Source organism: Hymenobacter psoromatis (assembly GCA_001596155.1).
Lineage (GTDB): Bacteria > Bacteroidota > Bacteroidia > Cytophagales > Hymenobacteraceae > Hymenobacter.
The window spans coordinates 3320058-3335426 of the sequence record CP014771.1 but is presented as its reverse complement, the minus strand read 5'-3'; the positions used below and the strand labels follow the sequence as shown (position 1 = coordinate 3335426).

Here is a 15369-nt window from a genome sequence, read left to right as displayed (position 1 = left end):
CACTTCGCGCGTGAGCGCAGCGAGCATCTCGCGGACGGGGTAGCCCGGTTCCGCCTGCTCGCTACGCTCACGCACGAAGTGGAAACTTCGCGCTACTTTTTACCGGCGCTTTTTGCCGCCGTCCCTACCCCCCCGGCCGCCGCCGGAGCCGCCCTTGTGGCCGCCGCCGCTCTTGCTGCTGTTGCCGTCGCGGTTGCGGGCGGGGCGGCCACCACGGCCAGCTTCGCGCTCGGCGCGCTCGCGCTGCTTCACGCCTTCGGGGCGATTATCGACCAACTCCATGTCGATGGTGCGGTCGAGCAGGTTGGCGGAGGTGACGATGACTTGCAGCTCGTCGCCAAACTGAATGATGCGCTTCGAGCCGCGGCCCACGATGCGGTAGTTCTCCTTGTCCAGCTCGAAGGTGTCGCCCGGAATGTCGGAAATGCGCACCATGCCTTCGCACTTGTTGGCCTCAATCTCGACGTAGATGCCGCGCTCGGTGAGGCCCGACACGACGCCGGTAAACTCTTCGCCGATATGCGCGCCGATGTACTCGACCTGCTTGTATTTGATGCTGGCGCGCTCGGCATTGGCCGCCAGCTTCTCGCGGGCCGACGAATGCTTGCACGCCTCTTCCACGGGCTCGACGGCCGCGTTCTTACCCCCTTCAAGATAGTACTCCAGCAGGCGGTGGGCCATCATGTCGGGGTAGCGGCGGATGGGTGAGGTGAAGTGCGAGTAGTGCGCGAAGGCCAGGCCGAAGTGCCCCAGCGGCTCGGTAGTGTAAATGGCCTTCGACATGGACCGGATGGCCAGGCCCTGAATCACGTTCTGCTCGGGCTTGCCCACGACATCCTCGCTGAGCTTATTCAGCTCAGTGCTGATTTTTTTCGGGTTGCTCAGGTTTAGCTTGTGGCCGAATTTCTGGGCAAACAGGGCGAAGTTTTCCAGGCGGTCGGGGTCGGGCGCGTCGTGGGTGCGGTACACCATCGTGAAGCGCGGCTTGGTCTTTTTGAGGCCAAACACGAACTCGGCCACCCGCTTATTAGCGAGCAGCATGAACTCCTCAATAAGCTTATGCGCGTCCTTGCGCTCCTTCACGTACACGCCCAGCGGCTTGCCATCCTCCCCCAGTTTGAATTTCACCTCCTGCGTTTCAAACGAAATGGCACCCTTGCGGAAGCGCTCGGCCGAGAGCTTTTTGGCCAGGCTGTTCAGCAGGTTCACCTCCGCGGCCAGGTCGCCCTCGCCAGTTTCGATGCGGTCCTGCGCGTCCTCGTAGCTGAAGCGGCGGTCGGAGTGAATGACGGTTTTGCCAAACCACGAGTCCACCAGCTTACCCTTTTCATCGAGCTCAAACACGGCCGAGAAGGTCAGCTTATCCTCATTGGGCCGCAGCGAGCAGAGGCCGTTGGAGAGGTTTTCGGGCAGCATCGGAATCACGCGGTCCACGAGGTAAACGGACGTGGCGCGGCTCTTACCCTCCCGTTCCAGCTCGGTGCCGAGGCGCACGTAGTGCGTCACGTCGGCAATGTGCACGCCGACTTCGTAGTTGCCATTTTCCAGCGTGCGCAGGCTCAGCGCATCGTCAAAGTCCTTGGCGTCGGCCGGGTCGATGGTGAAGGTGAGCACGTCGCGGAAGTCGCGCCGCTTGGCAATTTCTTCCTTCGAAATTTTGGTTGAGATGGCCTCGGCCTCTTCTTCCACCGCGCTCGGAAATTCGAAGGGCAGGCCAAATTCGGCCATGATGGCATTTATCTCGGCCTCATTTTCGCCGGCCGCCCCGAAATTGCGCACGATGGTGCCCACCGGGTTTTTGCCCTGCCCTTCGTGGTCCGGGAATTCGGTGATGCGCACCAGCACTTTGTCGCCGTTGCGCGAGTCGGCCAGCCCGTCGGGCGGCACCATCACATCGAAGTACGACTTGCGGTTGTCGGGCTTCACGAAGCCAATAGAGCCGTGCAGCTGCAGGCGGCCCACCACCTCCACGCGCTGCCGCTTGATAACCTCCACCACATCGCCGGTGAGGCGGCCGTCGCGGATGCCGCGCAGGCGCACCCGCACCAGGTCGCCGTCGAGGGCGTAGCGCAGCTGGTCGGTAAAGACGCGGATATCATCGCCCTCGCCGTCCTCGCGCACTACGAACGCAAAGCGGGGGGTAGCGAGCGACACCGTGCCAATCACGGTATTACTGTCGCGGTGTGGCCGGCGCTCCGGCCCGTCGCCGGGGTGGTCGAAACCCGCCGAGCGGCGACGATGCACGATAGGGTCCTGGCCAAATTCCTCTTCCAGCACCGGCTCGGGCGCAGCGGCCGCCGGGGCTTTTTTAGCTGGTTTCCGGCTCTTGGCGGCGCTGGCCGCCACTTGCAGGTCGGTGGGGTTGGCCAGGCGGTATTCGTCGTTCTGAACCAGCTCCAGGCGGCCGGTTTGCTTGAGCTCCTTGAGGTAAGCAAACAGGTCCTCACGCTGGGCTTTGGTGGTGATGCCGAGGCGGCGCGAGAGCTGGCGATAGCCAAGCACCTTGCCGGGGTTATCGGCAAACTGCCGGTACACGAGGTCCTGGCTGAGGCCGGCCGGCGCGGGGGGGGTAGGGACTGTAGCAGTCTTGGTGGTGGGGGCTGCCTTCGCGCGAGCGGCGCGGGGGGCGGCGGGGTCTTGGGGGTTTTTCATTGAGTGGGTAAGACGGCCGCCGGACAGCTTGAGGTAAGATTGACGAAGGCGACCAAGTAGGGTGCGGGGCTTGTCCCCGCCCGCCGTTGGGTGGTATTGTTGTTGAACGATGATAACTAAATGAGGTTCAGCCCACCCGCAAGGATGAGATTACCAAAGCAAATTCGACTGCCCGGCCGCAGCTGCCAAGCCCAGCTCCTACCCCACCCGCGCCCGGATGCGGGCCGGGTCGTCGCTCGGGATGGCGGCCAGCAGCTGCTGCGTGTACGGGTGCTGCGGATGGGCATATACGTCAGCGGCCGGGCCACTTTCCACGATTTTGCCCTGGCTCATCACCAGCAGGCGGTCGCTCATAAACCGGGCCACCGACAAGTCGTGGGTAATGAAGAGGTAAGTAATGCCCAGCTCGCGCTTGAGGTCGTTGAGCAGGTTGAGCACCTGCGCCTGCACGCTCACGTCGAGCGCCGACACCGACTCGTCGCACACGATGAGCTTGGGCCGCAGCGCCAGTGCCCGCGCAATGCAGATGCGCTGCCGCTGCCCGCCGCTGAACTCGTGCGGGTAGCGCTGCTCCGCGTCGTCGCTCATGCCCACGGTGCGCAACAGCTCCCGCACCCGAGCCTTTTGCTCGGCGCGGCTGCCGCCTACCCCATGCACCCGCAGCGGCTCCAGAATAGCTTCGCCCACCGTCAGCATCGGGTTCAGGGCCGCGTACGGGTCCTGAAACACCAGCTGAAACTCGCGCCGCCGGTGGCGCAATTCCCCAGTCAGCAGGCGGGCCAAGTCAGTGCCTTCAAACAGGATGCGGCCGGCCGTTGGTTCCGTGAGGCGCAGCAGTGCCCGGCCCAGCGTGGTCTTGCCGCAGCCCGATTCGCCCACCAGCCCCACCGTTTCGCCGGGGTAAATGGTAAAGCTCACCTCGTCCACGGCCCGCACAAACTCGGTGGTGCGCGCAAAAAAGCCCTTGCGAATGGGGAAATACACCCGCAGGTCTTCGACCTGGAGCAGGGGGGTAGGAGCCGGCACCAAACCCGTTTTTTGTTCCACGGGGAACGCTTTGGCAGTGTCAGAATTGCTTCGTAACTGGGCCGCGTCGATTTGCAGTGCCTCTGCTCCTACCCCCGCCACCCGCGCCACGAGGTTGCCGGCCGCGTCAACCTGCATAAAATCAGCCACCACCGGCAGGCGGGTTTTGCCAATGGACAGCTGCGGCCGGCAGGCCAGCAGCCCCTTGGTATAAGGGTGCTGCGGGTTGGTAAAGATGTCGAGTACCGTGCCCTGCTCCACCACCCTACCCCGATACATGACCAGGATGCGGTCGGCAATCTCGGCCACCACGCCTAGGTCGTGCGTGATAAAAAGCACCGCCGTGCCATAGTCGCGCCGCAGGTCGCGGATGAGGTCCAGAATGCGCGCCTGCACCGTCACGTCGAGGGCCGTGGTGGGCTCGTCGGCGATGAGCAGGGCCGGGCGGCAGGCCATCGCCATCGCAATCATCACCCGCTGCTTCTGACCCCCGCTGATTTCGTGGGGGTAGGACTTGAAAATACCGGCCGGGCGCGGCAGCTGCGCTTCGGTAAATAGCTCGATGGTGCGGGCCTCGGCTTCAGTTTTGCTGAGTGAAGTGTGCAGCCGCAATGCCTCCACCACTTGGTAGCCGCAGGTCAGCACGGGGTTCAGGGAAGTCATGGGCTCCTGAAAAATCATGCTGATGTCGTTGCCCCGCACCTGTTGCAGCTGCGCTTCGCTGAGCTGGAGCAGGTCCACCTCCCCTAGCTTTTCAGAAACAAACGTGGCTGTGCCGCGCTCGACGTGCGCGGCGGGCTTTTGCAGCAAGCCCAGCAGTGCCAGCGACGTCACCGACTTGCCCGAGCCCGACTCGCCCACAATCGCCACCACCTCGCCCCTACCCACCGCAAACGACACGTCGGCCACGGCGCGGGTAGTGCCGCGCTGCGCGTGAAAATCGACGGTCAGGTTTTCGACGGTGAGTAAAGGCATTTATTGAAAGATGCAAGTGGTTATTGAGTGAGCTTTAGTCTAGCTTTCTTTCAGTTGACGCAAGCGGTCAGGCATGGTATTACCAGCGGCATAAAGCACATCATGGTGTGTGATACAAAGCAGCCATTCATACTTTTTTGATACAATGTATTGTTCCTGAACATACATATTTTCTTCCAGAACTTTTACTATCGCCTCAATCTTTCCCTCGTAAAACCAGAACTTGTTGTTTTCACCTTCCAAGAAAAGCCAAACTGTTTCTGCTGGCTCAACCAACTTCAGCAGAAGCTGAAAACCATCCGGGTAGTCAACTAGCACTGCGTAATGAGGCTGTTTAAAATGAGCCCAAAGCCAAGTAGGCCGCGCAATTGGGTCATGCAGTTGACAAAAGGAATGGTAAATTTTTTCCTCTATCGCCTTCCAGTCCTCGTGAATACCTAGCGGACGAAACTCAGATGGAAGAAGATTTTCCTCTCGAATAACGCGCTCAATATCGGCTCTTACATCTTCCCACTCACGCCGCAGAATGTGCCGGTCACTTCGCATAAATTGACAAAATCGAGAAGGTCAAAAATAGCAAGAAGCATCTCAGCTTGGCAATTCTGCTTTTGCTAAGATGCTTCTTGTTGAATAAACAATAGTACTATCCTACGGATGCCTCCGCCGCGTCAGATTCCTGCGTCGCCGCCGTATTTTCTTCCGTTTGCTTAAAAAAACGCCCTTGCAGCAGCAGAATCAGCGCCACGCCGATGAAGATGGACGAGTCAGCCAGGTTGAAAATTGGCCACAACGACACGTATTTCCCACCCAAAATAGGCCAGGCACTGGGCAAAAAACCTTCGTAAATATCCACGTAAATCATATCAATGACTTGCCCGAAAAACCAGGGGGTAGGCGAGCCAAACGGCGCGTTGTGGTACACGACGCCGTAGAAAACCGAGTCTATCACGTTGCCCACGGCCCCGCCCAGGATGAGCGCCATGCAGGCAATGAAGCCCGCCGCCGCCCGCTGCCGCCACAGCCGCACGATGTAGTAGCTGATGCCGCCCGCCGCCAGCAGCCGAAAGCCGGTCAGCAACAGCTTGCCATAGGGCGGTGGCAGCAGTTCCACGCCGAAAGCCATGCCGGGGTTCACGGTGTAATGCAGCTTCAACCAGTGGCCAATGAGCAGAATCTCCCCATTTAGCCCCGGCTGCATGTGCTTATTTACCAGATATTTAGAGAGCTGGTCGATAAGAATAACGAACAGCGCCAGCAGAAAAAAAGGCAGTACACTGCCGCGCCGCGCCGGCGGGCGTAGGGGCTGAGAATAGGTATCGGTGGGCAAATCGGTAGGCACAGGTGAAATAGGTGCTGCGTAAGCTATTGGTAAGGCAATTAATCTGTTAAAAATCAGACAGTCTCGGCAGCTTGCCCGGCAGGAGCGGCTGCTTCCTCTGGCTGGAAAAACCGGCCTTGCAGCAGCAGAATTAAGGCTACCCCGATAAAAATGGACGAATCAGCTAGGTTGAAAATTGGAAAACCGCTCGTGTATTGCCCACCCACGAAAGGTACCCAATGCGGGTAAAACCCCTGGTAGATAGGCACATTAATCATGTCGATGACTTGGCCATAAAACCAGGGGGTAGGCGAGCCAGCCGGGGCGTTGTGGTAAACGACGCCGTAGAAAACCGAGTCGAGCAGGTTGCCCAGCGCCCCGCCCAGGATGAGCGCGATGCAGGCAATCAGGCCGTTAGGCGCTCGCTGCCGCCACAACCGCACGATATAGTAGCTGATGCCGCCCACGGCCAGCACCCGAAAAGCCGTGAGCAGCAGCTTGCCAAACGGTGCTGGCAGCTCGACGCCAAAGGCCATGCCGGGGTTTTCAGTGTACAGCAGCTTCAGAGCATTGCCGAGCAGCGGCACCTCCTCCCCTATCCGCATGTGGCTATGCACCAGATATTTAGAGAGCTGGTCAAGCGCAATAACGAAGAGGGCCAACAGGAAAAAAAGCAGCACACTACCCCGACGCGCCGGGCGGGGCGGCAAGGAAGCAGAAGCGGTATCGGATGAATCTGGCTGCACTGGTGAAACTCTGGTTACTTTGTACTGTTTTATACCGAATTACGAGGTTTCAGAACCTTTAAAAACAGCGGAGAAAAGGCGTTGTGCGCGGGAAAACCCGGCCGCGTTTTCGGGCGCGGCCGGGCCTCTCACAATCAGGCAGTTACTACCTCTATTTTGGCGAGCACCGAGAAGTCGTCAAATTCCAGCACGGCACCGCTGGCTATTTCGGGCACGAAGTCGAGGCGCAGGGCTTGCACTTCTTCGCGGATGTAGTCGCCGAAAACCGCCACGGCGGCGTGCAGCTCGGCCGGCGCGCTGGCAGCTAATGCAACCCGGATGCGGTCCTGCACGTCCAGGCCCGAGTCTTTGCGCAGATTCTGGAGGCGGTTGACCAGCTCGCGGGCCAGGCCCTCCTGGCGCAGCTCGTCGGTGAGCGTCACGTCGAGCGCCACGGTCAGCGGGCCGTCGGTGGCCACCAGCCAGCCGGGCAGGTCCTGGGTGCGGATTTCAACTTCGTCGAGGTGTAGGGTGAGAGTTTCGCCCTCCACTTCCACGGCCAGCTCGCCTTGCTTTTCGAGCTGGCTTAGCTCGTCGGGGCTCAGGGTTTGGATGCGGGCACCCACGGCCTTGAGACGCGGACCATAAACCTGGCCGAGGCGCTTGAAATTGGGTTTCACCGACTTCACCAGCACGCCGCTAGTGTCGTCCAGAAACTCGATGTGCTTCACGTTTACCTCAGCGCAAATCAGGTCTTCTACTAGGCCAACCTGCTCCTTGGTAGAGTCATTGAGCACCGGCACCAGGATGCGCTGCAAAGGCTGGCGCACCTTCAGCACCGACTTCTTGCGCAGCGAGTGCGTGAGCGAGCTGATACGCTGCGCCAGCTCCATGCGCTCCTCCAACGCCTTGTCAATGAGCGCGGTATCAGCTTCGGCCAGGTAGGTGAGGTGAACGGATTCGGGTTGAGTTAAGAGTTGAGAGTTAAGAGTTAAGAATTGCGGGTCGTTGTCATTCTTAACTCTTAACTCTAAACTCTTAACTCCCATAAGGTTGCCATACAGCCAGTCGGCGAAAAACGGCGCAATCGGGGCCATGAGTTGCGCTACGGTGCTCAGGCACTCGTGCAGCGTTTCGTAAGCGGCTTGCTTATCGGTGGTTAGCTCGCCTTTCCAGAAGCGGCGGCGCGAGAGGCGCACGTACCAGTTGGAGAGCTGGTCGGTCACGAAATCCTGGATGGCGCGGGCGGCTTTCGTGGGGTCGTAGCTGTCGTAGTGGCCGCGCGTTTCGGCCAGCAGACTTTGCAGCTTGCTCAGAATCCAGCGGTCCAGCTCAGTGCGCTCGGCCACCGGCAGGGGACGCGGGCTGACCTGGAAACCGTCCAGATTCGCGTAAAGCGCGAAGAACGAGTACGTGTTGAAGAGCGTGCCGAAGAAGCGGCGCTGCACCTCCGTGATGCCGGCTGGGTCAAACTTGAGGTTGTCCCACGGCGGCGCGTTGGCAATCATGTACCAGCGGGTAGCATCGGGGCCGTACTGCGCGATGGTCGCAAACGGGTCCACGGCGTTGCCGAGGCGCTTGCTCATCTTGTTGCCGTTCTTATCCAACACCAAGCCGTTGGCAATCACGTTCTTAAAGGCCACCGAATCTTCCAGCATCACGGCCAGCGCGTGCAGCGTGAAGAACCAGCCGCGGGTCTGGTCCACGCCTTCGGCGATGAAATCAGCCGGGAAATTCTTGCGGAAAAGCTCTTGGTTTTCAAAGGGGTAGTGCCACTGCGCGTAGGGCACCGCGCCGCTGTCGAACCACACGTCAATCAAATCCGGCTCGCGGTACATGGGCTGCCCGGTGGGGCTCACCAGAAAGATGTCGTCCACATACGGCCGGTGCAGGTCGATTTTTTCGCCGTTGGCGTAGGGATTATGCGTCATCACCTCGGCCGCTACGGCCTTGTCAATTTCCGCCGTTAGCTCGGCAATGCTGCCGATGCAGATTTCCTCGGTGCGGTCCTGCGTACGCCAGATGGGCAGCGGCGTGCCCCAGTAGCGCGAGCGGCTGAGGTTCCAGTCCACCAGGTTTTCGAGCCAGTTGCCGAAGCGGCCGGTGCCGGTGCTTTCGGGCTTCCAGTTGATGGTTTTGTTCAGCTCGATGAGGCGGTCTTTCACGGCCGTGGTCTTGATAAACCACGAGTCGAGGGGGTAGTAGAGTATCGGCTTGTCGGTGCGCCAGCAATGCGGGTAGGTGTGCTCGTACTTCTCGGTTTTGAAGGCCGTGCCGTTGGTGCGCATCCGAATGGCGATGCTCTCATCCAGCGTTTTATAGTCAGCCCCGCTCTGGTCGTGGCCGTCGTAGTTCTTCACCCAGCGCCCGCCAAATTCGCCCATTTCGGCCACGTAACGGCCCGTGCGGTCCACAATAGGGCCGGGCTTGCCCTCGGCATCCGGCACCATGAGCGCGGGAATGCCGTTGAGCTGCGCCACCCGGAAGTCGTCCGCGCCAAACGTGGGCGAAATATGCACGATGCCGGTGCCGTCTTCGGTCGTCACGAAGTCGCCGGGGATGACGCGGAAAGCGTTTTCTTCGCCGTCGAAATGAGGGAAACCGGCTTCAGTATTGAATAGGCGTTCGTAGTGAATACCTACTAGGTCGGCACCGGTAAATTCGGCTTCGACCATCCAAGGAATCAGTTTATCGCCAAGTTTATAATTCTCAAAAGATGCCTGGTCAATAAAAGCCGAGGAGAAATACTTACCTACTAATGCTTTAGCTAGCACTACACGGATAGGTTTGCCAGTATAGGGGTTGAATGTCGAAACTAACATATAGGGAATATTTTTCCCTACTGCCAACCCCGTATTAGCAGGTAATGTCCAAGGCGTAGTCGTCCAAGCTAGGATATAGATTTCCCCTACCCCCTCCGTAGCAAACAGCTTCTCCGAAACCGCATCGCGCACCACCTTAAACTGCGCCACCACCGTCGTATCCTTCACGTCCTTGTACGTGCCCGGCTGGTTCAGCTCGTGCGACGAAAGGCCGGTGCCGGCGGCCGGCGAGTAGGGCTGAATGGTGTAGCCTTTGTAGAGCAAACCCTTGTCGTAGAGCTTCTTGAGCAGCGCCCAGCAGCTCTCGATGTACTCCGGCTCGAAGGTGATGTAGGGGTCGTCGAGGTCCACCCAGTAGCCCATTTGCTGGGTCAGCTCGTCCCACTGCGCCTTGAAGCGCATCACGGTTTCGCGGCAGCGCTGGTTGTACTCCTCCACGCTGATTTTGTGGCCGATATCCTCCTTCGTGATGCCCAGCTCCTTCTCCACTTGCAGCTCGATGGGTAGGCCGTGGGTGTCCCAGCCGCCTTTGCGGGGCACCTGCTTGCCCAGCTGCGTCTGGTAGCGGCAGAAAATATCCTTCACCGCCCGCGCCATCACGTGGTGAATGCCGGGCTGGCCGTTGGCCGAAGGCGGGCCTTCGTAAAACACGAACGTGGGCTGGCCTTCGCGGCTGCGCACGCTCTGCTCAAAAATGCCGTTGGCCTCCCAGTAGGCCCGCACATCGGTGGCGAGCTTGGCGTAGTCGAGCGGCTGCTTGTATTCGGGGTAGTTCATTGGTTTTTTAGCTGTTAGCTAATGGCTATTAGCTGTTAGCTTTTTTCGTTTTTTCCGTCCGTTCCGTCCGTCATGCTGAGCTTGTCGAAGCATCTCTACCGCTTCAGCCGAACCGTTTAACGAGGCGGCAGAGATGCTTCGGCAAGCTCAGCATGACGTTCTTATTTAATTCAAACCGAGGTTCATTAGCTAACAGCCTTTTTAGTCCGTTCCACGCTCAGGCGTTGCAGGTTCTGGTCCATGTCATCGTCTTCCTCGTGGTAGTCCTCGTCGTAGTGATGCACCAGGGCCGCTTTGGGCGTGTGCCAGCTGCCGCCGCGCTCGAAAGTGACCAACAGCGCCGGCAGGAAAACCAGGTTCGAGAAGTTAGTAATGAGCAGCGAGGCCCCCATAAGCACGCCCAATGCCTTGGTGCCGCCAAACTCGCTGAAACTGTAGATGCTGAACCCGATAAAGAGCACGATGCTGGTGTAGAACATACTCGACCCGGCCTCGCTCAGCGTGTTGGTAATAGCCTCGCTCACGTTCTTACCGGGCATGGCCATTTCCTGCCTAAACTTGGCCAGCAGGTGAATCGAATTGTCGCCGTCGATGCCCAGGGCAATCACGTAAATAAGAGCCGTGCTGGGCTTGAGCGCAATGCCGAAGTAGCCCATCACGCCGGCCGTTAGGGTCAGGGTTAAGATATTGGGGGTGAGGGCGTAGAAGATGGTGCGCACCGAGTGAAACAGCAGCAGCACCACCACGGCCACCAGCCCGAAGGCCCACATCAGGCTCTCGCCCAGCGTACCAATCACGTACTCATTACCCTTAGTAAAAATGACCGTCGTGCCCGTGCGGCGCACCACCATATCGGTGCCGGCGAAGATGCGCTTGATGGCCGGCTCAATCCGCTTATTCACCAGCGTATCCAGCTTATGTGAGCCAATATCAGCAATTTTTACGCTGATGCGGGCGCGCTGCTGGGTGCTGTCCATGAAGGTTTTGAGTAGCTTGCCAGTCGAGTTTTTACCCTGCCCCTGGGAATTGGCCAGGTAACTCAGGATGAAGTTTTTGTCGTCGTTATCCGGCAATTTATAAAACTGCGGGTCACCGTTGTAGAACGCCTGCTTGGCGGCCTTCAAAAACGTAACCATGCTGATGGGCGTGGACAGCTCCGGCTGGGCTTGCAGGAATTTGTCGAACTGGTCGATTTTCTGTAAGTTAGCCAGCTTCAGCAGGCCCTTGGGCTGCCTGGTATCCACCACAAACTCCAGCGGCATCACCCCACCAAAGCGGGCCTCGAAGAAGCTCAGGTCTTCGTTCACAGAGCTTTGCTTGGGCAGGTCATCTACCATAAAAGACACGGCCTCGATGCGCGAAATGCCAATGGAGGCCAGCCCCACCAGCACCGCCGCCGTGAGGTAGATGGTGCGCCGCCGCCGCAGCACAATGAAATCGAGGAAGTGAATGATGCCCACCAGCGGCTTCGAGTCAAGGTGCTCCAGTTGCTTGGCGGTGGGGCCGGGCAGGTAGGTAAACACCGCCGGAATCATAATAAAGCTGATGATGAAGGCCACGAAAATGTTAATCGTGGCCACCAGCCCAAACTGGAACAGAATGGCAATATCAGTGAAGGTGAACACGAAAAAGCCGATGGCCGTGGTCGTGTTATTCACCAGCGTAATGAGGCCGATTTTGCGGATAACCCGCGTCATGGCCAGTATCTGATTGCCCGATTTGCGGTAGTCGTAGTGGTAGCGTGAGAGCAGGTACGTGCAGTTGGGCACGCTGATAACCACCAGGATAGACGGAATCAGGCCCGTGAGCAGGTTGATTTTAAACCCGAGCAGCACGATGCTGGCAATGCACCAAATCATGACGATAATGACGACCAGCAGCGGCACCACCACCGCCGACCACGTGCGGAAGAAGATGTAGAGGATAATGGCCATCACCACCACCATCAGCCCGGCGAAGAACTTCATCTCGGCCGATACCTTGCTCGTCATCGTGGAGCGCACGTAGGGCAGGCCCGCGTAGTGCAGCTTGATGCCCGATTCCTTCTCAAACTTCGCGCTCAGGTTCAGGATGTTAGCCATCACCTCCTTGCGCTTGTCCGAGTTCAGCCACTTGGGGTCGAGCGTCACGGCCAGCAGCGTGGCCCCGGTGCGCGGCGCAATCACCTGGCCCTGGTAAAACTCAATGTTATTCACCACCCGCATCAGCGAGTCGAGCTGGGCTTGGCTGGTGGGCGGCTTCGCAAAAACGGGCGCGGTCACGAAACTGTTGTTCACCGTATCCTTCTCAATCTGAATCAGTTTGGGCAGGCCCAGCACGCCGGCTACGCCGGGCACCTTCACCAGCTCATTGGCGAGCTGGTCATACAGCCGAAAGTTCTTGAGCCGATAAACGGAGCTGTCCTGCATCCCAAGCACCAGAATATTTCCATCCTCGCCGAAGGTTTTTTTGAACTGCTGGAAATAGACCATGTCCGGGTCCTTCGGGCTTACCACCTGGGCAAAGTCGTAAGTCATTTGCACGTCTTTCGCCACCCAGGCCATACCCAGGGTCGAAACGGCAATAAGTATCAACAAAATTCGGCGGAACTTGATGATAAAGAGGGCGATATGTCCCCACATAGAATTTGTTTTTTAGCTTAATTAACTATCAGACCACCTCTACGCAATCGGGAAAGATTCGCACGAGCCGGCAGCCCGGCTGTTGGCTGGCCTCGCGGGCGGTGGGCCACCATTGCGCCAGCAGTTCCCACAGCTCCTTGCGCGACCGCTTGCCGGCGCGCAGGTGAATGACTACGGGCGGCCCCACAGTAAGGGCCAGCTTCTCAAAATCAGCGTCCTTCGTTATGATAATCAGCTGTCTTTCTTTGGCATACTGCCAAATAACGTGGTCGGGCCACTGCGTATCTGGCACAAATTCGCAATCATCTTCTTGCCAGAATTTCAAGCGGCGGGGCAGGTTGGCATCAATCAAAAATTTGCTCATGCGTCAAAGAGACAACGCTGCTCGGCGGAGCCGGAAACTAGTGTAGCGACGATAAGCATAATCTTTACACATTATGCTGCTTCTGGCAAATACACCCGATTACTGAGCGTTTCTAAGGCCGTTTTCAGGGCAAATTGCTGGCAGGCTTTGATATCAGCAAGCTCCAGAAAATCATAGTCCTCCAGAATTTCCTCCGGCTCATCACCAGCGGCCAAAAACTCCAATATCGTCTGCACGGTAATCCGATGGCCGCGAATAGTCGGCCGGCCGTTGCACAGGTCCGGGTCAACGGTGATGCGGTCGTGGATGTAGCGGAGCATGGTAGAATTAAACAGAATGTTGAGAAACTGAACGGCTAACCAGGCGCAAAAGTGCGCCCCTACAACTTGGCCAGCACGTTCTTGAAGCTCACGGCCTCGCCGATGTAGCCGCGCAACGCGCTGATGGGTAGGCGCACCTGCTGGCGGGTGTCGCGGTCGCGCACCGTCACGGTATCGTCTTCCAAGGTCTGGCCATCCACCACAATGCAGAAAGGCGTGCCAATGAGGTCCTGGCGGGTGTAGCGCTTGCCGATGGCGTCCTTATCCTCGATAACCAAGCGGAAATCAAAGCGTAGGTCGTCGAAAATCTGCTGGGCTTTTTCGGGCATTCCGTCCTTGCGCACCAGCGGGAAAATGGCGGCCTTGATGGGCGCGAGGGCCGGATGCAGCTTTAGGAACGTGCGGGTTTTGGTGGTTTGCGCGTCGCCGTCGCCTTCGGTAATCTCTTCTTCCTGAAAGGCTTGGCAGAGCGTAGCGAGAAACAGCCGGTCGGCCCCCACCGAGGTTTCGACCACGTAGGGCACGTAGTTGCCGTAAGGCTTGCCGGTGGTTTCGTCAATGTCGTTGTCGAAATACTGCTGCTTCTTGCGGCTCAGGTTCTGGTGCTGGGTCAGGTCGAAGTCGCCGCGCGAGTGGATGCCCTCCATCTCTTTAAAGCCGAAGGGAAACTCATACTCGATATCCACGGCCGCCTTGGCGTAGTGGGCCAGCTTGTCGTGGTCGTGGAAGCGCAGCTTTTCGGGGGGTAGGCCGATGGCCTCGTGGAAGCGGCGGCGGGCGGCCTTCCAAGTGTCGTACCACTCGCCCTCGGTGCCGGGGCGCACGAAGAACTGCATCTCCATCTGCTCAAACTCGCGCATCCGAAAGATGAATTGCCGGGCCACAATCTCGTTGCGGAACGCCTTGCCAATCTGCGCGATACCAAACGGAATCTTCAGGCGCGCCGACTTCTGCACGTTCAGAAAATTGACGAAAATACCCTGCGCCGTTTCGGGCCGCAGGTACACCGGCGGCGCGTCCGAGTCCACGGCCGAGCCTTGCGTGGAGAACATCAGGTTGAACTGGCGCACGTCGGTCCACTTGCCGGAGCCGGAGAGCGGGTCCGTGATTTTCTCGTCCAGAATGAGCTGTTTCACGCCGGCCAGGTCGCCGGCCGTCAGCAATCGGCCCATTTCGGCGGTGAGCGCCGCGCCGCGGGCTGGGTCGCCGGCTTTCTCGTATTCGGCGGCTCGGTCCTCGATGAGCACATCAGCGCGGTAGCGTTTCTTGCTGTCGAGGTTATCGATGAGCGGGTCATTGAAGCCGGCCACGTGGCCGCTGGCCTCCCAGGTGCGGGGGTCCATGAAAATGGCCGCGTCGATGCCCACCACGTTGCCGTGGAGCTGGGTCATGGCTTCCCACCAGAGGCGCTTGAGGTTGTTTTTCAGCTCCACGCCGTTGGGGCCGTAGTCGTACACGGCGGCCAGGCCGCCGTAGATGTCGGAGGACTGAAATACGAAACCGTATTCCTGGGCGTGGGCGACAATATCTTTTAATTGCGGGTTTTCAGCGGGGGTAGCGGGCTTGCTCATAAGCAACAAAGTTAGACCGCAGATTATAACGAATTAAACGGATTTCGCAGATACGCCCGCTGCGCGGGCTAGCTGGGTGATGGAGAGGGTAGGACACACAACCTATTTGGTAGGCTGCGGCTCATTAGAAGTACACACTAGCAAGTTCTACCCCTATTTTATTAATAAATACTTAAATATTAATATTTTTTACTGTGA

The 15369-nt window shown here is 58.7% G+C and carries 10 protein-coding genes; all 10 read right to left on the bottom strand.

What is annotated here, in order from left to right:
* Positions 1 to 99 precede the first annotated feature (99 nt).
* The gene (locus A0257_14155; protein ID AMR28117.1) at positions 100 to 2652 is read right to left on the bottom strand and encodes a ribonuclease R; all 2553 of its coding nucleotides are present in this window, start codon (positions 2650 to 2652) and stop codon (positions 100 to 102) included.
* Positions 2653 to 2850: 198 nt separating this feature from the next.
* Positions 2851 to 4653: an ABC transporter ATP-binding protein gene (locus tag A0257_14150; GenBank protein ID AMR28116.1), complete on the bottom strand. Its 1803-nt coding sequence runs from the start codon at positions 4651 to 4653 to the stop codon at positions 2851 to 2853.
* A gap of 39 nt (positions 4654 to 4692) precedes the next feature.
* Positions 4693 to 5199 carry a hypothetical protein gene (locus tag A0257_14145; protein AMR28115.1) on the bottom strand — a complete coding sequence of 169 codons (507 nt, stop codon included), beginning with the start codon at positions 5197 to 5199 and terminating at the stop codon, positions 4693 to 4695.
* A 97-nt stretch (positions 5200 to 5296) separates the two neighbouring features.
* Positions 5297 to 5923 carry a signal peptidase gene (locus tag A0257_14140; GenBank protein AMR29776.1) on the bottom strand — a complete coding sequence of 209 codons (627 nt, stop codon included), beginning with the start codon at positions 5921 to 5923 and terminating at the stop codon, positions 5297 to 5299.
* Between the two features lie 122 nt (positions 5924 to 6045).
* Positions 6046 to 6651: a signal peptidase gene (locus A0257_14135; protein ID AMR28114.1), complete on the bottom strand. Its 606-nt coding sequence runs from the start codon at positions 6649 to 6651 to the stop codon at positions 6046 to 6048.
* Positions 6652 to 6851: 200 nt separating this feature from the next.
* On the bottom strand, positions 6852 to 10295 hold the full coding sequence (locus A0257_14130) for an isoleucine--tRNA ligase (GenBank protein AMR28113.1): 3444 nt from the start codon (positions 10293 to 10295) through the stop codon (positions 6852 to 6854).
* Positions 10296 to 10480: 185 nt separating this feature from the next.
* Positions 10481 to 12916, bottom strand: a complete 2436-nt coding sequence (locus A0257_14125; GenBank protein ID AMR28112.1) for a hypothetical protein — start codon at positions 12914 to 12916, stop codon at positions 10481 to 10483.
* A gap of 28 nt (positions 12917 to 12944) precedes the next feature.
* Positions 12945 to 13280 carry a hypothetical protein gene (locus tag A0257_14120; GenBank protein ID AMR28111.1) on the bottom strand — a complete coding sequence of 112 codons (336 nt, stop codon included), beginning with the start codon at positions 13278 to 13280 and terminating at the stop codon, positions 12945 to 12947.
* A gap of 71 nt (positions 13281 to 13351) precedes the next feature.
* Positions 13352 to 13600: a hypothetical protein gene (locus A0257_14115; protein AMR28110.1), complete on the bottom strand. Its 249-nt coding sequence runs from the start codon at positions 13598 to 13600 to the stop codon at positions 13352 to 13354.
* Between the two features lie 59 nt (positions 13601 to 13659).
* Entirely contained in the window at positions 13660 to 15171 is a 1512-nt protein-coding gene (locus A0257_14110; protein AMR28109.1) for a glycine--tRNA ligase, read from the bottom strand.
* Between the last annotated feature and the right edge of the window lie 198 nt (positions 15172 to 15369).